This window comes from Rhizobium sp. BK399, from assembly GCF_014194695.1.
Taxonomy (GTDB): Bacteria; Pseudomonadota; Alphaproteobacteria; order Rhizobiales; family Rhizobiaceae; genus Rhizobium.
Window position 1 is genome coordinate 74,905 of record NZ_JACIAH010000004.1, and the last position, 18,393, is coordinate 93,297.

Annotated in this window: 19 protein-coding genes, 1 other RNA gene and 1 pseudogene; 13 read left to right on the top strand and 8 right to left on the bottom strand. The window is 60.1% G+C overall.

Translation table 11 applies throughout. From position 1 onward, the window contains the following. Positions 1 to 70: 70 nt before the first annotated feature. The 5 genes and pseudogenes from gnd to FHT97_RS11115 form a co-directional block, all read right to left on the bottom strand. The gene (gnd, locus tag FHT97_RS11095; protein WP_183862131.1) at positions 71 to 1,090 is read right to left on the bottom strand and encodes a phosphogluconate dehydrogenase (NAD(+)-dependent, decarboxylating); all 1,020 of its coding nucleotides are present in this window, start codon (positions 1,088 to 1,090) and stop codon (positions 71 to 73) included. Between the two features lie 150 nt (positions 1,091 to 1,240). Further along, positions 1,241 to 1,324 (bottom strand): annotated as a pseudogene (locus FHT97_RS11100) (ATPase); the annotation flags it as partial. Positions 1,325 to 1,376: 52 nt separating this feature from the next. Further along, a non-coding RNA gene (ssrS, locus tag FHT97_RS11105) (6S RNA) lies at positions 1,377 to 1,535 on the bottom strand. A 60-nt stretch (positions 1,536 to 1,595) separates the two neighbouring features. Then, positions 1,596 to 1,973 (bottom strand): cell division protein ZapA, encoded by a 378-nt coding sequence (locus FHT97_RS11110; RefSeq protein ID WP_183862132.1) that lies wholly within the window; start codon positions 1,971 to 1,973, stop codon positions 1,596 to 1,598. A 13-nt stretch (positions 1,974 to 1,986) separates the two neighbouring features. Next, positions 1,987 to 2,262 (bottom strand): DUF4164 domain-containing protein, encoded by a 276-nt coding sequence (locus tag FHT97_RS11115; RefSeq protein ID WP_114714520.1) that lies wholly within the window; start codon positions 2,260 to 2,262, stop codon positions 1,987 to 1,989. A gap of 334 nt (positions 2,263 to 2,596) precedes the next feature. Here FHT97_RS11115 and tkt point away from each other — a divergent pair, with 334 nt between their 5' ends. The 8 genes from tkt to FHT97_RS11155 all read left to right on the top strand — a co-directional run bounded on the left by tkt (position 2,597) and on the right by FHT97_RS11155 (position 12,108). Next, a complete protein-coding gene (gene tkt, locus FHT97_RS11120; protein ID WP_183862134.1) occupies positions 2,597 to 4,570 on the top strand; it encodes a transketolase in 1,974 nt (657 codons plus the stop codon). Between the two features lie 62 nt (positions 4,571 to 4,632). After that, a complete protein-coding gene (gap, locus tag FHT97_RS11125; RefSeq protein WP_183862136.1) occupies positions 4,633 to 5,643 on the top strand; it encodes a type I glyceraldehyde-3-phosphate dehydrogenase in 1,011 nt (336 codons plus the stop codon). A gap of 161 nt (positions 5,644 to 5,804) precedes the next feature. Beyond that, complete coding sequence (locus FHT97_RS11130; protein ID WP_183755976.1) at positions 5,805 to 5,945, top strand: hypothetical protein; 141 nt, start codon at positions 5,805 to 5,807, stop codon at positions 5,943 to 5,945. Positions 5,946 to 6,035: 90 nt separating this feature from the next. Continuing rightward, positions 6,036 to 6,356 (top strand): hypothetical protein, encoded by a 321-nt coding sequence (locus tag FHT97_RS11135; RefSeq protein ID WP_183862138.1) that lies wholly within the window; start codon positions 6,036 to 6,038, stop codon positions 6,354 to 6,356. Between the two features lie 322 nt (positions 6,357 to 6,678). After that, positions 6,679 to 8,529: a potassium/proton antiporter gene (locus tag FHT97_RS11140; RefSeq protein ID WP_183862140.1), complete on the top strand. Its 1,851-nt coding sequence runs from the start codon at positions 6,679 to 6,681 to the stop codon at positions 8,527 to 8,529. A 70-nt stretch (positions 8,530 to 8,599) separates the two neighbouring features. Next, positions 8,600 to 9,802, top strand: coding sequence for a phosphoglycerate kinase (locus tag FHT97_RS11145; RefSeq protein WP_183862142.1), 1,203 nt, complete (start codon positions 8,600 to 8,602; stop codon positions 9,800 to 9,802). 223 nt (positions 9,803 to 10,025) lie between these two features. Continuing rightward, positions 10,026 to 11,051, top strand: a complete 1,026-nt coding sequence (locus tag FHT97_RS11150; RefSeq protein WP_183862144.1) for a class I fructose-bisphosphate aldolase — start codon at positions 10,026 to 10,028, stop codon at positions 11,049 to 11,051. A gap of 139 nt (positions 11,052 to 11,190) precedes the next feature. Beyond that, entirely contained in the window at positions 11,191 to 12,108 is a 918-nt protein-coding gene (locus FHT97_RS11155; RefSeq protein WP_183862146.1) for a PhzF family phenazine biosynthesis protein, read from the top strand. Here FHT97_RS11155 and FHT97_RS11160 read toward each other — a convergent pair. Continuing rightward, positions 12,105 to 12,269, bottom strand: a complete 165-nt coding sequence (locus FHT97_RS11160; protein WP_016557171.1) for a hypothetical protein — start codon at positions 12,267 to 12,269, stop codon at positions 12,105 to 12,107. The genes FHT97_RS11155 and FHT97_RS11160 overlap by 4 nt on opposite strands. 173 nt (positions 12,270 to 12,442) lie before the next feature. Between FHT97_RS11160 and FHT97_RS11165 the strand changes: the two genes are divergently transcribed. The 3 genes from FHT97_RS11165 (at position 12,443) to FHT97_RS11175 (ending at position 14,827) form a co-directional block, all read left to right on the top strand. Next, positions 12,443 to 13,723, top strand: coding sequence for an MFS transporter (locus tag FHT97_RS11165; protein ID WP_183862148.1), 1,281 nt, complete (start codon positions 12,443 to 12,445; stop codon positions 13,721 to 13,723). A gap of 21 nt (positions 13,724 to 13,744) precedes the next feature. Further along, complete coding sequence (locus FHT97_RS11170) at positions 13,745 to 13,936, top strand: DUF1192 domain-containing protein (RefSeq protein ID WP_183862150.1); 192 nt, start codon at positions 13,745 to 13,747, stop codon at positions 13,934 to 13,936. 375 nt (positions 13,937 to 14,311) lie between these two features. Then, positions 14,312 to 14,827, top strand: coding sequence for a DUF1465 family protein (locus FHT97_RS11175; protein ID WP_016557168.1), 516 nt, complete (start codon positions 14,312 to 14,314; stop codon positions 14,825 to 14,827). 81 nt (positions 14,828 to 14,908) lie between these two features. Here the strand turns inward: FHT97_RS11175 and FHT97_RS11180 are convergent, their stop codons facing one another. Both FHT97_RS11180 and rpmE read right to left on the bottom strand, forming a co-directional pair. Continuing rightward, positions 14,909 to 15,379: a nucleoside deaminase gene (locus tag FHT97_RS11180; RefSeq protein WP_183862152.1), complete on the bottom strand. Its 471-nt coding sequence runs from the start codon at positions 15,377 to 15,379 to the stop codon at positions 14,909 to 14,911. Positions 15,380 to 15,545: 166 nt separating this feature from the next. Then, positions 15,546 to 15,767 carry a 50S ribosomal protein L31 gene (gene rpmE, locus FHT97_RS11185; RefSeq protein ID WP_007527409.1) on the bottom strand — a complete coding sequence of 74 codons (222 nt, stop codon included), beginning with the start codon at positions 15,765 to 15,767 and terminating at the stop codon, positions 15,546 to 15,548. Between the two features lie 192 nt (positions 15,768 to 15,959). Between rpmE and FHT97_RS11190 the strand changes: the two genes are divergently transcribed. After that, complete coding sequence (locus FHT97_RS11190; protein ID WP_183862153.1) at positions 15,960 to 17,762, top strand: ABC transporter transmembrane domain-containing protein; 1,803 nt, start codon at positions 15,960 to 15,962, stop codon at positions 17,760 to 17,762. A gap of 148 nt (positions 17,763 to 17,910) precedes the next feature. Then, positions 17,911 to 18,354 carry a hypothetical protein gene (locus FHT97_RS11195; protein ID WP_183862156.1) on the top strand — a complete coding sequence of 148 codons (444 nt, stop codon included), beginning with the start codon at positions 17,911 to 17,913 and terminating at the stop codon, positions 18,352 to 18,354. Positions 18,355 to 18,393: the final 39 nt, after the last annotated feature.

Below are 18,393 nucleotides of genomic sequence, written 5' to 3' on the forward strand. Positions count from 1 at the left end.
TATCGTGCTGTTTAAAAGAAAAGCCCGCACAGGCATCGCTGCGCGGGCGTGGAAAACGAAAAGTTGCGACCTAGCTCTTCGGCTTCTCGACGTGCCCGCCGAAACCTGCGCGCATAGCGGAGAGCACCTTGTTGGCGAACTCGTCATTGTCGCGCGACGAGAACCGGCCGTGCAGCGCGGCGCTGAGCACCGGCGTCGGCACGCTTTCATCGATTGCCGCCATGATCGTCCAGCGGCCCTCGCCAGAATCGGAAACGCGACCGGCATACTTGGTGAGGACCGGATCGGCATGCAGCGCGTCGGCGGTCAAATCGAGCAGCCAGGATGTGATCACGCTGCCACGACGCCATACTTCGGCAATATCAGGCAGGTTGAGGTCATAGCGGTAATACTCGGGGTGGGCCAATGGGGCGGTTTCCGCGTCAACCTCGTGGGTCGTCGCACCGATGTTCGCATGTTTCAGGATATTCAGCCCTTCCGCATATGCGGCCATGAGGCCGTATTCGATGCCGTTATGCACCATCTTGACGAAATGACCGGCGCCGTGCGGACCACAATGAAGGAAGCCTTGTTCGGCAGTGCTCTCCGGATGCGCGCTGCGCCCCGCCGAAGGAGCAATATCTCCCTGCCCGGGCGCCAGGGATGCAAAGATCGGCGACAGCGACTGGACGATTCCTTTCTCGCCGCCGATCATCAGGCAATAGCCGCGTTCGAGACCGAATACGCCGCCGCTGGTGCCGACATCGACATAGTGGATGCCCTTGGTGATGAGTTCGGCGCCACGTCGGATGTCGTCGTGATAGTACGAGTTGCCGCCGTCGATGATGATGTCGTCGTCGTGCAGCAACGGCACGATCTGGGCGATGACCTTGTCCGTGATCGCCGCCGGCAGCATCAGCCAGATCGCGCGCGGGCGCGACAGCTTCGAGACGAATTCCTCAAGCGAGGCTGTCCCGACAGCCCCCTTGCCAACGAGATCGGCAACGCTCTCCGGCTTGGCGTCGTAGACGACGCATTCATGGCCGCCGCGCATCAATCGCTGAACCATGTAGTTGCCCATGCGGCCCAAACCTACCATCCCAAGCTGCATCTCAAATCTCCTGGAAATTAAATCGATATGATGCGGAAACTAGCACTCGCTATGCAGCAAGCAAGCGAACTCTCTGTCGCATGGATCAGACAATTCGGGCGACCGACCTGAAACAACAGAATTCCAAGGCGGGAGGCACGGTCTCGCCGTTCAATATTCCGGCGCGGTCGCCTGCTCGCCCCGCATCTCACTGAGGAAGAAACCTTCCCGCAGATTGATGCCGTATTCGACGAACGGGTCTGCCGTGCGGGCACACGCGCAAAAAGCAACGGAGATGGAGAGGGAAGCGCGATCCACGGCAACCGATGGATGTTTACGATCCTGGGTGCCTACAAACGTAGGTGGGCACCGTGTGTCCAGGCCCACGAGCCTGGTCAGGGACAGCTCCCTTTGGATCGAGTATGGCCCCAGGGATTGTGGTTCCTGTCGAGAGGCGCAGACCGCACCCGATATATAAGACTGATTTCCGCGGCGCGCCAGAGGGGACCCGGAGCGCCCTTCCGATTTAATTGAGCTCGGCTGGCGCTCTGCCGTTCAGCTTGTCGGTGATACCGCGAATGCGGCTCGTCACCTCGCCGAGCGCGGCCGCAAGCGTCTCTTCGGTGCGGGCGTTCGTCGCCAGCACCGTATCGCTGCTGTTGCGCAAGGCGCCCAGTTCGGATTCAAGGTCCGCAATCCGGCGGGTCAACTCGGAGATCTCGTCCATGACCATGATGCCTGCCATGACGGTGATGCGCAGGTCGCCGATTTCACCGAATTGGCCTTTGAGGTGGCCGACGTAATTGTCGAAGCGCGTTGCGAGATCCGTCAGGTGATCTTCCTGCCCTTCCTCGCAAGCCATCCGGTAGGCCTTGCCGTCGATCGTTACCGTTACCTGCGCCATCTGCCGCGCCTTTCTATCGGTCGAGAACCGCGCGAATAGTCTCCATGGCCGTCACCAGCCGCCGCGAGACCTCGCGATTGACTTCTTCCAGCCGGTTCGCGCGGAATTCGGCTTGGTCCAATTCCTGGGCAAGCTTAGAGCGATCCGCGTGGATCCGGCGAACCTCGCCTTCGACCTCGCCCTGCTCTCGCTGGTGCTCGATACGCATGTCGACTGCGTTCTCGAGCCCCGATATCGCTTGCCGCAGCTCGTTCAGTGCCGCTTCCATGATTTTGCCTGTAGGCGTCATGTCTCTCCGGTTCCCCGCGCAAGACCCGCGAATCGGCGCGTGCGCCCGATTCAGTATTTTCAAAAGGATACGCACCTCGCCAACGGCGCGTCAATAAAGCCGGTACCGCAGCCGCAGACCTATTCTGTGGATGACAAAAATCAATCGCTGCCGCGTGTGGCATTCAACTTTTGTAAAAATTGATGGTCAAATGTCTAAAATCGATTGGAGCAGCTTTTGCTACGCCTTCATTTTATTGACTTGGCCGTTCCAACTGCTATGTGTCACCCGCTCTCATTGATGGTCTCCACAGGCTTGAGGCCATCCCCCGACACCGGAACCCCGTGGAACAGCCATGACCTCTCCTGAACAAAACGACCGGATGGCAAATGCGATCCGTTTCCTCGCCATGGATGCAGTCGAAAAGGCAAATTCCGGGCACCCAGGCATGCCGATGGGCATGGCCGACGTAGCGACCATCCTCTTCACGAAGTATCTCCGGTTCGACCCGAAGAAGCCGCATTGGCCAAACCGCGACCGCTTCGTGCTGTCGGCCGGCCACGGCTCGATGCTGTTGTACTCGCTGCTCTATTTGACCGGGTATCCCGACATGACGGTCGAAGACCTGAAGCAGTTCCGCCAGCTCGGCTCGAAGACCGCCGGCCATCCGGAATATGGCCATGCGACCGGCATTGAGACGACGACCGGACCGCTTGGCCAGGGCATTGCCAATTCCGTTGGCATGGCGATCGCCGAGCGCAAGCTGCGCGAGGAGTTCGGGGCAGAACTGCAGGATCACTACACCTATGCGATCTGCGGCGACGGCTGCCTGATGGAAGGCATCAGCCATGAAGCGATTGCGCTTGCCGGCCACCTGAAGCTCAACAAGCTCGTTCTCTTCTGGGACAACAACTCGATCACCATCGACGGCGCTGTCTCGCTCTCTGACTCGACCGACCAGATTGCCCGCTTCAAGGCCGTTCACTGGAACACGATCGAGATCGACGGCCACGACCAGGCTGCCATCTCCGCCGCCATCGAAGCCGCCCACAAATCCGACCGTCCGACCTTCATCGCCTGCAAGACGATCATCGGCTTCGGCGCTCCGAACAAGCAGGGCACTCACAAGGTCCACGGCAACCCGCTCGGCGCCGATGAAATCGCAGCCACCCGCAAGGCGCTGAATTGGGAATACGAGCCCTTTGTCATTCCCTCTGACATCCTCGACGCATGGCGCGCAGCCGGCAGCCGTTCGGTTGACCTTGTCAAGTCGTGGGAAGACGGTCTCGCCAAATCCGCACACAAGGCTGAGTTCACTCGCCGCTTTGCCGGCGACCTGCCGGAAGGCTTCGACGCAGCGATCAGCGACTACAAGAAGAAGCTCATCGAGACCAAGCCAGTCATCGCTACTCGGAAGGCATCGGAAGACGCCCTCGAAGTTATCAATGGCTTCCTACCGGAAACGCTCGGCGGTTCGGCCGATCTGACGCCGTCGAACAACACCAAGACCAGCCAGATGCATTCGATCACGCCAACGGATTTCGCCGGACGCTACATGCACTGGGGCATCCGCGAGCACGGCATGGCTTCGGCGATGAACGGCATCGCGCTGCACGGCGGTCTCATTCCCTATGGCGGCGGCTTCATGATCTTCTCGGATTATTGCCGCCCGCCGATCCGCCTCGCCAGCCTCATGGGCATCCGGGTCATCCACGTCCTGACGCACGACTCGATCGGCGTCGGCGAAGACGGCCCGACGCACCAGCCGGTCGAGCAGATCGCCGGCCTGCGTGCCGTTCCGAACCTGCGGGTCTTCCGTCCGGCCGACCCGACCGAGACGGCCGAGTGCTGGCAGATCGCCATCAAGACGAAAGACCACCCGTCCGCCCTCGCGCTGACCCGCCAGAATCTGACGCCGGTGCGTACCGAGTACAGCGAAAAGAACCTCTGCGAGTTGGGTGCCTACACGCTGGCTGGTAATGCCGACGCGAAGGTGACGATCTTCGCTTCGGGCTCCGAAGTCGAACTGGCCGTTGCGGCCCGCGCAACGCTCGAAGGCAAGGGTGTTTCCACCCGCGTCGTCTCGGTTCCCTGCACGGAACTGTTCTTTGACCAGCCGGCGGCCTACCGCAAGGAAGTCATCGGCAACTCGCCGGTCAAGGTCGCCGTTGAAGCCGCCGTCCGCGAAGGCTGGGATGCGTTCATCGGTCCGGAAGGTAGCTTCGTCGGCATGAAGGGCTTCGGCGCATCGGGCCCTGCAAAGAAGGTCTTCGAACATTTCGGCATCACCGCGGACGCCGTGGTCGCGGCCGCAGAAGCAAAGCTATAAAGGGAGCGCACAAGCGCTCTCCAATTCAATCCGCAAGCCCCATCTCTAGGGAGTGAATGCACATGACTGTAAAGGTTGCCATCAACGGCTTCGGCCGCATCGGCCGCAACGTTCTCCGCGCTATTGTCGAATCTGGCCGCACCGACATTGAAGTCGTCGCGATCAACGACCTCGGCCCGGTCGAGACCAATGCCCACCTGCTGCGCTACGACTCCATCCACGGCAAGTTCCCAGCCGAGGTGAAGGTCGAAGGCGACACGATCACTGTTGGCGGTGGCAAGCCGATCAAGGTGACGGCGATCAAGGACCCGGCGACGCTGCCGCACAAGGAACTCGGCGTCGACATCGCGATGGAATGCACCGGCATCTTCACTTCGCGTGAAAAGGCTGCCCTGCACCTGGCTGCAGGCGCCAAGCGCGTCATCGTTTCGGCCCCTGCCGACGGTGCTGACCTGACCGTCGTTTTCGGCGTCAACCACGACCAGCTCACCAAGGAGCACCTGGTCATCTCCAACGCATCCTGCACGACGAACTGCCTCGTACCGGTTGTGAAGGTTCTCGATGACGCGGTCGGCATCGACCACGGCTTCATGACCACGATCCACTCCTACACCGGCGACCAGCCGACGCTCGACACCATGCACAAGGACCTGTACCGCGCCCGCGCCGCAGCCCTGTCCATGATCCCGACGTCGACGGGCGCAGCCAAGGCCGTTGGCCTCGTCATGCCGCATCTGAAGGGCAAGCTTGACGGTACGTCGATCCGCGTTCCGACCCCGAACGTCTCGGTCGTCGACTTCAAGTTCGTCGCCAAGAAGGCCACGACGGTCGGCGAAATCAACGAAGCGATCAAGGCGGCCGCAAACGGCAAACTGAAGGGCATTCTCGGCTACACCGACGAGCCGCTCGTTTCCCGCGACTTCAACCACGACAGCCACTCCTCGATCTTCGCGACCGATCAGACCAAGGTCATGGAAGGCAACTTCGTGCGCGTCCTGTCCTGGTACGACAACGAGTGGGGCTTCTCCAGCCGCATGTCCGACACGGCCGTCGCTTTCGCGAAGCTCATCTAACAGCCCTGCCGAATTATCTCGGAAAGCGGCCCGGACAATCGGGCCGCTTTTCTTATGGCCAGTCCGATGGCCGTGGCGAGTGGGTCCTTCCGCTTGCGTCCCATCGTCAAACTGGCTAGCGTCACAGGCATAAGAGATGCCGGATTGCCGACGAGTCCCCCATGAAAATTCTCATGACGATCATTGTTGTTTGTATGATCGCGAGCGTGTTGAGCTTGAGCCTCGTTGGCGGTCGCAGTTCCAAGCAGATCGCGGAGGGGCAACCGCTGCTGGCGTCCACGCAGGTCATGGGACCGCGATAATCGTTATCCTTAAAGGATAGTGCTGGCGCGGGGTGTTCGATCACCGTACTGTCGCTGTCAAGCGGATGGTGCGCAGGCGAAGGAATTCTGATGGACTACTTTACGATCGAAATCGATGGACAACCAGTCGCAAGCTTCCGCTCCGAGGACGCCGACGATGCCAAGACCTTCTTCGAGGCTGAGGATTTCCGGGAGGATCTCACGGTCCTGCAATCTCAAGGCAAGCCGGTTTGGGACGGAGTTGCTCCGCTCAGCCTGCGCAAGGCAACCGCCGAAGAGGCGAGCGAAGTCGAGCACGCCTACGAGTTCGACGACGATCCGGAGCGCACCATCGATGACGAATTCGTCGTCTTCCTGGTCCCAATTTCCGACATCGGCGATGACGAAGGCGATGAGGACGACGACATCTGATCTGAGGCCTCGACGCGGTTCACTTCCGACAAGAAACTGATCGCCAGGAAAAGCGCGCGAGCGCCGCTTCTGCCCTGCTATCGCCCGATTTGCTCATACACTCTTTCAAGCTCCTTCGTGAGCGCTCATCCAGCTTTGCCGTTCGGCACGCCAAAACAGCAGCATGAAGCCGCAAAACAGCAGGGGTTCGACCGCAAGGCCTACCCATCCCGTTTGTTTTGCCGTTTACTCGCAGCAAGCTTGGATGACGACGAAAGGGTGACTGGGAATGGGCTGCGGGACCGGGGGTGGTCTGCATTGAATTGCAGGTAAGGGGATAGGCATGGAAGCGTTCTATATCGTCGTACTGGTGTCGACGACGCTCGTGCTCCTCGCCGCGTTCTCCAGCCTGCTCGCGTTCCGCTTCGGCGCGCCCCTCCTCCTGCTCTTCCTGGCGATCGGATTGCTTGCCGGAACGGATGGCCTGGGCATCGAATTCACCAACAACTATCTCGCCTATATCCTCGGTTCCATCGCGCTCGCGATCATCTTGTTCGACTCCGGCTTTGGAACGCCAGTGCAGTCGTTCAAGCTCGCCGCCATGCCCTCGCTGACACTCGCCTCGGTCGGTGTCCTGATAACGGCGGCATTGGTTGGCGTCGTCGCCATGTGGTTGCTGAACTTTACGTGGCTGGAAGGTCTGCTGCTCGGCTCCATCGTTGCCTCTACCGACGCGGCAGCGGTCTTCTTCCTGCTGCGCATCGGCGGCATCAATATCCGCGACAAAGTGCGGTCGACCCTTGAAGTGGAATCCGGCTCCAACGACCCGATGGCGATCTTCCTGACTATTGCGCTCGTTGAGGTTCTTGCTAGCGGCGAACGGTATCACGGCATCAACATCGGCATGCTTGCCATGTTCGTGCAGCAGATGGGCCTCGGCGTCATCCTCGGCCTGCTCGGCGGCATGATGATCGTTTTGATCGTCAGCAGGCTGGAGACGGATCGCGGCCTGACACCGATCTTCGTGCTGGCCCTGGCGCTGCTGGTCTTTTCAGCGACAGGCGCAGTCGGCGGCAGCGGCTTCCTCGCCGTCTACGTTGCCGGCATCTACGCGGGCAGCCGCAAACTCCACGGTTATGCCGCCATCAAGCGCTTCCAGGACGGCATGACCTGGCTTGCACAAATCATTATGTTCCTCGTTCTCGGGCTCCTTGCAACACCGTCGCAGTTTCCGTCGATCGCCATTCCAGCGATACTGCTTGCCCTGTTCCTGATCTTCGTTGCGCGCCCGCTTGCCATCTGGTTGTCTCTGCTGCCCTTCGACTACACGCAGCAAGAGATTGGCTTTGTCGCATGGGTCGGGTTGCGTGGCGCGGTGTCGATCCTGCTTGCGATCATGCCCATCCTTGGTGGATTGGAGAATGGCCAGGTCTATTTCAATACCGCCTTCATCATCGTGCTCGTCTCGCTGCTCGTACAGGGGTGGACGATCAAACCGGTTGCCAAGAAGCTCGGGCTCATCACCCCACCGCGGATGGGTGCCGTCGACAAGGTGGAAGTAGATCTGCCGGGCGCGGCAAACCATGAGCTTCTCTCCTACCGCGTCGTCAAGGATAGCCCGGTCTTGCGCGGTGAGCGTATCCCGCGTTGGGCAACGCCCTCGCTCGTCATCCGAGATGGCAAGTCGATGCGCTATCAGTATGCCGGACGGCTGCGCGAAAACGATCTCGTCTATCTCTTCGTAGTTCCCTCCTATTCGCGGCTGCTCGACAAGCTCTTTGCCAGCCGAGTTCCTGTCGAGGAGGACGATGCGGATTTCTTCGGCGCCTTCGCACTTTCACCGGCTCGCCCCGCCGCAGATCTCGACGCCGCCTATGGCCCTGGACTGCTGAACGAATCCGAGAAGGGACTGACGATCGCCGAGTTGATGAAGCATCGTCTCGGTGGCAAGGCCGACTATGCCGACCGGGTGCGCCTCGGCTCCATTATCCTGATCGTCCGCGATCTCGACGACCAGGACCACATCACTTCGGTCGGCATGTCGCTCGAGGCTCTCGAGCCCGCCACCGCCCTGCCGATCTTCCTTAATCTGCATGACATCATCGACCGCGTCCGTGACCGCTTTAAAGGTCGCAAGAACCGTGAAGCAGCCGCCGCAGCGACGTCCGGCAAGGGTGATGAAAAGCGGCAATGACCGCCTTGCGTCTCCAGTCATCCTTGGTATGGTCCCCGCATCTTTTGGGCAATAACGAACGGACTTCTCCATGCCTTCCTTCAAGACCCTCGACGACCTCAACGACATTGCCGGCAAGCGCGTCCTCGTTCGCGTTGACCTGAACGTCCCGGTCAAAGACGGCAAAGTGACCGACACCACGCGCATCGAGCGTGTTGCCCCGACGATCCTGGAACTGTCGAAGAAGGGCGCCAAGGTCATCCTGCTCGCGCATTTCGGTCGCCCCAAGGATGGCCCGTCGCCAGATCTTTCGCTGTCCCTGATCGCGCCCTCCGTCGAGGAAGTCCTTGACCACTCGGTCTCGACCGCCGACGACTGCATTGGCGCCGTGGCTAGCGACGCCGTTGCGGCGATGAAGAACGGCGACATCCTGCTCATGGAAAATACGCGCTTCCATAAGGGCGAAGAGAAGAACGACCCGGATTTCGTCAAGGCGCTAGCCGCGCAGGGAGACATCTACGTCAATGATGCCTTCTCCGCCGCCCACCGTGCGCACGCCTCGACGGAAGGCCTCGCCCATCATCTTCCCGCTCATGCCGGCCGCACCATGCAGGCTGAGCTCGAAGCACTTGAGACCGGCCTCGGCAATCCGGCCCGACCGGTCGTTGCCATCGTCGGCGGCGCTAAGGTCTCGACCAAGATTGATCTCTTGATGAACCTCGTAAAGAGGGTCGACGCGCTGGTAATCGGCGGCGGCATGGCAAATACCTTTATCGCCGCGCGTGGCACGAATGTCGGCAAGTCGCTCTGCGAGCACGACCTTGCCGACACCGCAAAGCAGATCATGATCGAAGCGGCCACGGCGGGCTGCGCCATCATTCTCCCCGAAGACGGCGTTGTTGCCCGCGAGTTCAAAGCAAACGCCGCCAACGAGACGGTCGCGATCGATGCGATCCCCAGCGACGCGATGGTGCTGGACGTCGGTCCGAAGTCGGTCGAGGCGATCAAGGCCTGGATCGAGCGCGCCAATACGCTCGTCTGGAACGGTCCGCTTGGCGCGTTCGAGATCGAACCGTTCGACAAGGCAACCGTCGCGGCAGCGAAGTTTGCGGCCGAGCGCACCAAGGCTGGCAAGCTGACTTCGGTCGCCGGTGGTGGTGATACGGTCTCCGCGCTGAACCATGCCGGCGTTGCCGATGATTTCAGCTATGTATCGACCGCGGGTGGTGCCTTCCTTGAATGGATGGAAGGGAAAGTCCTTCCGGGCGTCGCGGTCCTCAACAAGGCCAAATGATCCGAACAGTCGAATTTAACAGATTTTACATGTAGATAGACCGTGGCGCGGAAGCGCCGCGGTCTTTTGCTCAAAGCAAGAACAAAAGCCCGAACTTTCAAACGATTAAAAAAAATTCAAACGTTTCAAAGAATTTTGCTGCCGTTTTCCCGACCATAAACTTCTGTTATCCGCGACCTATATTCACCGGTTGACGATTTTTCTTTGCTGTGGAGAGAACGATATGAGCGAACGTTTGGAAGACATTGCCGTGCGTATGGTAACTGGTGGCCGTGGGCTGCTTGCAGCGGATGAATCGACGAGCACAATCGGCAAGCGGTTCGATACGATTGGACTTGAATCGACAGAAACGAGCCGCCGTGACTACCGCGAGATGCTGTTCCGTACCGACGAGGCGATGCGTCAGTATATTTCCGGCGTCATTCTCTACGAAGAGACCCTCCACCAGAAAGCCGCAGACGGCACGCCCTTCGTTGACATCATCCGCGCAGCAGACAGCATTCCGGGCATCAAGGTCGATATCGGCGCAAAACCGATGGCAGCCTATCCCGGCGAAACCATCACCGAAGGTTTGGACGGCCTCGCAGATCGCCTGGCGAAGTATTATGAAGCCGGCGCTCGCTTCGCCAAGTGGCGCGGCGTCATCGCAATTTCCTCCTCGCTGCCGACTTGGGGCTCCATGAAGGCCAATGCGCACGCGCTTGCCCGCTATGCCGCACTCTGCCAGCAGGCCAACATCGTTCCGATTGTCGAGCCGGAATGCCTGATGGATGGCAAGCCGGGCGACCACAACATCGACCGCTGTGCGGAGGTCACAGAATGGACGCTGCGCACCGTCTTCGAGGAACTGGCCGATGCCCGTGTAAGCCTCGAAGGCATGATCCTGAAGCCGAACATGGTCATCGACGGCAAGAACGCCCGCAAGGCGTCTGTCGCCGAAGTCGCCGAGCGTACCGTCGAAGTTCTGAAGCGCACCGTTCCCTCCGCCGTTCCCGGCATTGCCTTCCTCTCCGGCGGCCAGTCGACCGAAGAAGCGTCGGCGCATCTATCTGCGATCAACTCGGGCTACGACCTGCCCTGGGCGGTCACCTTCTCCTATGGCCGCGCCCTGCAGGATACGGCCCTCAAGGCCTGGGGTGGCAAGGCGGAGAATGTCGCCGCCGGACAACGTGCCTTCGCCCACCGCGCCGAGATGAACAGCCTCGCTGCCAAGGGCAGCTGGAAGAAGGACCTCGAACAGGCCGCTTAAGCCCTTCTCGGCTTACAAGACAAACAGAACCGGTCGCCCAAAGCGGCCGGTTTTTCTATTGTAACAGCGACAAGTTTCCAGCTTCTGCAGCCAGCCGTTCGCAAGTAAGGATCAAGGCATCAGCCCGTTCGGAGCCGCCATGAAAACCGTTGCCTTCACGACCGTCGATGTTTTCACCTCCACCCGTTTCGAAGGCAATCCGCTGGCTGTCATGAGTGACGCGCGTGGTCTGACCGATACCGACATGCAGAGCATCGCCGCGGAGTTCGGCTATTCGGAAGTCACCTTCGTGCTGCCGCCGGAGGATCCCGCCAATACCGCCTGTATCCGTATCTTCACGCCGACCATGGAGGTGCCCTTTGCGGGCCATCCGAACGTTGGTACCGCCTATGTGCTTGGGCGGCAGGGCGAGGTGTTCGGTCGGCCCACCGGAGACAAGCTGCGCTTCGAGGAGAAGGCGGGACTCGTCGAAGTTGACCTCAAGCGGGACCGTGGCGAGGTGCTGTCCGCATCCATTCGCGCGCCGAGACCGCTTGCTGTCGGCGACACAATCTCGGGGCACACCGTTGCCCGCTGCATCGCCATCGAACCAGACGAAATCCGCGTGTCCACGCATGGACCTGTTGTCCTATCGGTTGGGCTGAGTTTCGTAGTCGCCGAACTCGCGGACCTTGCCGCCCTCGGCCGCGCCCGACCGAACCTTTCATATTTTCAGGATGCGGCAGGGTCGACCATTGAAGGCAACCACGACTTCTCGCTGTTCGTCTACGTCCGCTCGCAGGAAAACCCGTGGATGATCCGCGCACGGATGTTTGCGCCGCTCGACAACGTGCCGGAGGATCCGGCAACCGGCAGCGCCTCGGCAGCCTTGGGCGCCTACCTCGTTTCGCTGGAGCCGGATGCGACTATGAGCGTTTCGCTGACCATAGAGCAAGGCGTCGAAATGGGACGCCGCAGCCTCATCGGGATCGACGTGGTCAAGCAGGAGGGGACGGTCACCGACGTCACGATTTCCGGAAGCTGCGCGCCAGTCATGCGCGGCGAAATCGCGTATTAGACGAAGAGGTCGCGGCCGATCAGCGCCAGCGCCCAGATTGCGAAGGCGATCAGCGCGATCTTCCAGAAATCCATGCGCCGACGCAGCCCTGGGACACCCAGCGGCTTGATCAACTGGATCGCCATCGCCAGGATGAGCAGCAGGGCGATCAGCTTGGTCATGTCTTTATTTTTCCATCTCTTCTGATTGTCACAGGACCGACATTTTTTCGCGTCACGACTGCATTTATTCATGCCGTAAAGGCATTTGGGGGCACAATCAATCTTCTCGAGGCTGGGCGACACCCGTGTGTTGCCATATGTCCTTTGACATTCAACGCATAGAGTCTGGGTATATGAAAAGAAATCTGCTGTCCGTCGCCTCACTTCTTTTCGGGACGCTCTTTCTCTTCATGGGCAACGGCTTGCAGGGCATCCTGCTTCCAGTGCGTGGCAACCTGGAAGGTTACGCAACGACCACCCTTGGGCTGCTCGGCACCTCCTGGGCGGCCGGCTTCGTCATCGGCTGCCTCGTTGCCCCCAAACTGGTGCGCCGTGTCGGCCACGTTCGCGCCTTCTCCGGCTTCATTGCGATTATCGCGATTATCGCGCTCGTAAGCGGTATCATCATCCATCCGGTCTGGTGGGTCCTGTTGCGCGCCGTAACCGGCTTTGCGACAGCCGGCACGTCGATGATCATCGAGAGTTGGCTGAACGAGCGCGCCACCAACGAAAGCCGCGGCGCGATCTTCTCGCTTTATATCTCCATCACGCTCTTCGGCGTCGTGGCCGGCCAGATGATGATTCCGCTGGAGGATGTGCGCACGCCCGTGCTCTTCATGATCTGCGGCATCTTCTACTGCATCGCGATGCTTCCGACGACGCTCTCGACCGCGGCCTCCCCGCAGCCGCTGAAGGCCGTCAAGCTCGATCTGCCGGCCCTTTACCGCAACTCTCCCGTCTCTTGCCTTGGCATTCTCCTCGTCGGTATCGCCAACGGCGCCTACGGTACGCTGGGCGCCGTCTTTGGTGCTGGCGCTGGCCTGTCCGATACGAGTATCGCGATCATGATGAGTTCCACGATCTTCGCCGGCGCCGTGATGCAACTGCCGGCCGGCCGCCTCTCGGACCGTATCGACCGTCGCTATGTCTTGGCGGCAATGTCGGCGATTGCCGCTCTCGCCGGCCTGCTGCTGGCGATCCTGCACCCCGACTCGCCCTACTTCATTATCGGTCTCGTCGTGCTTTATGGCGCTGTTGCCAACACGCTCTATCCGATCGCCGTTGCGCACGCGAACGACTTTGCCTCCGCAGAGGACTTCGTAAAAGTCTCCGGCGGGTTGCTGCTCCTTTACGGCATCGGCACGATCATCGGCCCGACCATCGGCGGGCCCGTGATGTCGATGATCAACCCGCATGCCCTCTTCCTAGTGACGGCGATCGCCCATGTGCTGATCACCGCCTATGCCATCATCCGCAGCCGCATGCGCGCCGCCGTTCCGGTCGGCGACCGCGACGCGTTTACGACTCTTTCGACTGCCACCTCACAAACGCTAACGCCCGAAAGCATGTCGCTTGCCGACCGCGGAACCGCCAAGACTCCCGAAACCGGCGATCCTGCCCTAAAATATAACTGAGGCAGACAAGGGAGGATTGAGATGAGCTTCATCGATGACGACCGGCCGCAGAAGAAGGTTGCGCATGAGATCGGTGGCGATCTTTCCGCCGTCTCGGTCGACGAATTGAGATCGCGCATTGAGCTGCTCAAGGCCGAGATCGCGAGAATCGAAGCTGAGGTGGCCAGCAAGACCTCGACAAGATCAGCGGCCGAAAGCCTCTTCCGCTCCTGATCGCCGGTTGGCTAAAGCAGCAAATCATGCCGCCGGAAAGGACTAAACCGGGACAGGTTTAAGCCGCGATTAAGCTTTATAAGGTATTACTGTACTCATCCAGATCTTCTCTGGATCTCAGACAGTTTTCCATGCGGTGAATTGGTCTGATTTTTCTCCCTGTTTTACCTTGAGAGCCGCTTTTGCGGCTCTTCTTTTTTATTGCGTTGGGGACCATTTCCATGAAACTGTGGAAGTTAACCCTTTCTTAAGAAACGCCTTGCGCAATTCCGCTAAAGCTACCATCTTAAAAGCATAAAGAGCGGCCGGAGAACCTTTTGCCTTCGGTCGACGTTACCTGACCATAAGTAGATGCGTGCAACAGGGACTATTTAAATGTCAGAGCTTGGATTGAACACGATCAGTTTTGCAGGTCGCGCTGCCTCATCCTCGCAGTTCAAGACACTGTATTCGGAAGGCATGTCGCTGGTTGAAGAAACCGCCGCCTATCTCGATGGCCAGGGCCGCGCAGCCTCGAAGGTTCTGCCGCGCATGGCATCCGTCCTCTATGCCGCTGAATCGATGCGCCTCACCACCCGCCTGATGCAGATGGCGTCCTGGCTGCTTTTGCAGCGCGCCGTCAACAACGGCGAGATGTCGCGCGATCAGGTTTTGGCCGAGAAGAACAAGGTTCGCCTCGACGGTTTCAACGTCGATCGCAACGCGCCGGGCTGGGGCGACCTGCCGGAATCCTTCCGCGATCTGATCGAACGCTCGCTGCGCCTGCAGAACCGCGTCGCCCTGCTCGACCGCGAAATCTACCGTCCGGCCGAAGCCCCGATCGTTCCTGACAACCAGAATAGCGTCCAGGCTCAGCTTAGCTTGCTGCAGACGGCTTTCAGCAACAACTAAGCCGCCTCGATACCGCATTCATGAAACCGGCTGCGTGGTGCGCGGCCGGTTTGTCTTTTGCGCGCCACGAGCTTTCAGCCGCTACGCTCTACCCAGATGCTTTGGCCAGAATTCCTGATGGACGGCAGCAGCTTCGTCTTCGATGTTCGGGCCATCGACGACGACGATGCGCGCGCCGGTTTCCAATATTGCCCGGCTCGGAACGTTCAGGCCGATCCCGGCAATCTCACCAAGTCGCGTCTCGGAGCACGCAAACACCATGCGCCCGATCCCCGACCAGTAGATCGCCCCGGAACACATCGCACACGGCTCGGTGCTGGTATAGAGAGTGCAATCCGACAGGAAAGCAGCATCGTACTTCTGCGCAGCGAGCTTGATCAGGTTCAACTCGGCGTGGTTCGTCATGTCGCGGCCGGTGAATACGCTGTTTTCGGCGCGCAGAATGACCGTCCCGTCCTTGACCAGCACTGAGCCAAACGGCTCGTCACCCCGTTCCATCGCAGATTTCGAAAGCGCGATCGCTTCTCTTAGAAACGGCTCGTGATTTTCCATCCCAGTCCCCTTCAAAGCTGGAGCTGGATGATCTTGTCTTGGATCGAACGGATTTCCAAGAGGCCGTAACGCGGGTTCAAGAAAGCAAACAGTCTCGCGGGCAGAAAGCACGCAACAAAAAACCCCGCCGAAGCGGGGTTCTTTCAATTCCACCAAGCGGCAGCGATTAGAGGCCGAGGCCGCCGAAACGCTTGTTGAACTTGGAAACGCGGCCGCCGCGGTCCATGAGCTGCTGGTTGCCACCAGTCCATGCCGGATGCGACTTGGAGTCGATTTCGAGGTTCATGACTGCGCCTTCAGAACCCCAGGTCGAGCGGGTTTCGTATTCGGTGCCGTCGGTCATGACTACCTTGATCGTGTGATAGTCGGGATGGATATCTGCCTTCATAACAATCTTCCTGCCATGCAACGTCCAATTTGACGCATATTCGTTGCGACAAGAGGACCGATTGAATAAATGAAGCCGCAGACGCAAAGGCTACGGCTTCCCATTAGGATGGGCTGCCTATACATGAAGGCCGGCAGGATAACAAGAGCCATCAGCCGCGGATGAGCGGTGTTGTAGGGGATCGGAGACGAATTGGCATACGCGGGTCAAGCAGGGGAAAAGAAGTCGCGATCGCTGAAGCCGCTAGGCCGGCTGACGCCCTATGTCGTGCGCTATCGCGGCCTGGTCGCCGGCGCTCTCGCGTCGCTTGCGCTTGCGGCCGTGACCTCGCTCGCCCTGCCGCTCGCCGTACGCCGCATGATCGATCACGGCTTCACGCAGGCCGATGGCAGCTTCATCAACAGCTATTTCCTCATGCTGATGATCATGGCGGTCGTGCTAGCCGTTGCGAGCGCCCTTCGCTATTACTTCGTCATCACGCTTGGCGAGCGCGTCGTCGCCGACCTTCGCCGCGACGTCTTCAGTCACGTGACGCGGCTGTCGCCGGCGTTCTTCGACGTCAACCAGTCGGGCGAGATCGTCTCGCGCCTGACGGCAGATACGACGCAGATCAAGTCGGCCGTCGGTGCAACGGCCTCTGTGGCCCTACGCAACCTCATCCTCTGTCTCGGCGCGATGGGCATGATGATCGTGACCTCTCCAAAGCTGTCCAGCCTGGTGATCGGTGCGATCCCGCTGATCGTCTTCCCGCTCGTCGGCTTCGGCCGCTCGGTGCGGAAACGCTCGCGTTTTGCCCAGGATACACTGGCCGATGCCTCCGCCTTCGCCAACGAGACCATCGCCGCCAGCCGCACCGTCCAGGCTTTTGGCGGAGAAGACGCTGCGGCGGACCGTTATGGATCGGCCGTCGAAACGGCCTATGCTGCCGCCCGCGCCGCGATCCGCTCGCGCGCCCTGCTGACGGGAATCGCCATCACCCTTATCTTCGGCAGCGTCGTCGCTGTTCTCTGGGTCGGAGCCCACAACGTTCTCGCGGGCACGCTCTCTGCGGGCACGCTCGGCCAGTTCCTTCTCTACGCAGTTATCGCCGCCGGCTCGCTCGGCGCTCTGTCGGAAGTCTGGGGCGAGCTTTCGCAGGCCGCGGGTGCGGCCGACCGGCTGACGGAACTGCTCGACGAGGTTTCCCCAATCGCGGCGCCGGCCGCGCCTGTTGCGCTGCCTGCTCCTGCGCTTGGCCGTGTGCAGTTCAGTGACGTGCACTTCGCCTATCCATCACGCCCCGAACGATCCGCGCTGCATGGCCTGAGCTTCGACGTCGCTCCCGGCGAAACCGTTGCGATTGTCGGCCCCTCCGGCGCCGGCAAAAGTACAGTCTTCTCGCTGCTGCTCCGTTTCTACGACCCGCAACAGGGCGCGGTGAAGATCGACGGTATCGAAGCGACGAGCACCGATCCCGACGAACTGCGCAAACGCCTCGCGATCGTGCCGCAGGATGTCACCATCTTTGCGGCTTCTATTCACGACAACATCGCCTTCGGGCGCCCCGAGGCTACGCGCGAAGAGGTGCGTGCCGCTGCGATCGCTGCCCAGGCCGACGAATTCGTTGCCCGCCTGGAGAAGGGATATGACACGGAAGTTGGCGAGCGCGGTATCACGCTCTCCGGCGGTCAACGTCAGCGGATCGCGATCGCCCGTGCCATTCTGAAAGATGCACCAGTGCTCCTGCTCGACGAGGCGACGTCGGCGCTGGACGCCGAAAGCGAAACACTTGTGCAAAAGGCCCTCGATGGGCTCATGACCGGGCGCACGACGCTTGTCATTGCCCATCGCCTCGCCACCGTGCTGAAGGCTGACCGGATTCTCGTTATGGATCAGGGCCGTGTTGTCGAAGAGGGAACGCATCAGACCCTCATTCGAGATGGGGGCATCTACGCCAAGCTCGCCAAGTTGCAGTTCGAAACTGGCGCCGGCGACTTTCTTGCCGCCGTGAAGTGATCATCGAATTACACGTCCCTTCTCAGCGAGCAGCCTGCGACGGTTGCATCGGCGTGTAATCTTTGCGTGTATATTGACATAATACACGCAAAGATTACACTCGGTTTCATGGACAGATTCATGTCGCAGCGCTCTGAGGGAGGCTCTGGTGAATTTAATAAGCTTTGCCAATATGTTGGTTGTGCTCGTCGCCATCGCCGTGGTGATATCGATGCTGCTGTGCTACCGCTCGCTCCGGGAGGCCCACGATTGGTCGCTGACCGACGCCCTGTCTGAGGAAGTCGAGTTGACGAAAACTGACGCAGCCGGAACCCCCATCGACGCCGCTGAAATCCCCCTCGCCGCCGGGCAGCTCCCACTAACCGTCACGATGATGAAAGCGAGTTCGAGCCGTTTCATCGCCCTTGTCGGAACCGTCGCGATACTGATGTTATACGTCGGCTTCGGCCTTGCCTGCCTTTATCGCTTTGCCAGCGTCAACGAGATACCCGACATGACGAAGGCGGCGAATTTCTTCTATTCCGGCCTCGTGCTTTTCGCGCCATACCTGATTAACAAGTTCTCGTCGGTCTTCTCGATCTTCAAGCCGTGATACCAGCGATTTCCTTTTCAGACCCGTCAGTCGCGTCGG

Excerpts from the sequence above, each read along its gene's own strand:
- gnd (WP_183862131.1), bottom strand. The coding sequence starts at position 1,090 with ATGCAGCTTGGGATGGTAGGTTTGGGCCGCATGGGCAACTACATGGTT.
- FHT97_RS11110 (WP_183862132.1), bottom strand. The coding sequence starts at position 1,973 with ATGGCGCAGGTAACGGTAACGATCGACGGCAAGGCCTACCGGATGGCT.
- FHT97_RS11115 (WP_114714520.1), bottom strand. The coding sequence starts at position 2,262 with ATGACGCCTACAGGCAAAATCATGGAAGCGGCACTGAACGAGCTGCGG.
- tkt (WP_183862134.1), top strand. The coding sequence starts at position 2,597 with ATGACCTCTCCTGAACAAAACGACCGGATGGCAAATGCGATCCGTTTC.
- gap (WP_183862136.1), top strand. The coding sequence starts at position 4,633 with ATGACTGTAAAGGTTGCCATCAACGGCTTCGGCCGCATCGGCCGCAAC.
- FHT97_RS11130 (WP_183755976.1), top strand. The coding sequence starts at position 5,805 with ATGAAAATTCTCATGACGATCATTGTTGTTTGTATGATCGCGAGCGTG.
- FHT97_RS11135 (WP_183862138.1), top strand. The coding sequence starts at position 6,036 with ATGGACTACTTTACGATCGAAATCGATGGACAACCAGTCGCAAGCTTC.
- FHT97_RS11140 (WP_183862140.1), top strand. The coding sequence starts at position 6,679 with ATGGAAGCGTTCTATATCGTCGTACTGGTGTCGACGACGCTCGTGCTC.
- FHT97_RS11145 (WP_183862142.1), top strand. The coding sequence starts at position 8,600 with ATGCCTTCCTTCAAGACCCTCGACGACCTCAACGACATTGCCGGCAAG.
- FHT97_RS11150 (WP_183862144.1), top strand. The coding sequence starts at position 10,026 with ATGAGCGAACGTTTGGAAGACATTGCCGTGCGTATGGTAACTGGTGGC.
- FHT97_RS11155 (WP_183862146.1), top strand. The coding sequence starts at position 11,191 with ATGAAAACCGTTGCCTTCACGACCGTCGATGTTTTCACCTCCACCCGT.
- FHT97_RS11160 (WP_016557171.1), bottom strand. The coding sequence starts at position 12,269 with ATGACCAAGCTGATCGCCCTGCTGCTCATCCTGGCGATGGCGATCCAG.
- FHT97_RS11165 (WP_183862148.1), top strand. The coding sequence starts at position 12,443 with ATGAAAAGAAATCTGCTGTCCGTCGCCTCACTTCTTTTCGGGACGCTC.
- FHT97_RS11170 (WP_183862150.1), top strand. The coding sequence starts at position 13,745 with ATGAGCTTCATCGATGACGACCGGCCGCAGAAGAAGGTTGCGCATGAG.
- FHT97_RS11175 (WP_016557168.1), top strand. The coding sequence starts at position 14,312 with ATGTCAGAGCTTGGATTGAACACGATCAGTTTTGCAGGTCGCGCTGCC.
- FHT97_RS11180 (WP_183862152.1), bottom strand. The coding sequence starts at position 15,379 with ATGGAAAATCACGAGCCGTTTCTAAGAGAAGCGATCGCGCTTTCGAAA.
- rpmE (WP_007527409.1), bottom strand. The coding sequence starts at position 15,767 with ATGAAGGCAGATATCCATCCCGACTATCACACGATCAAGGTAGTCATG.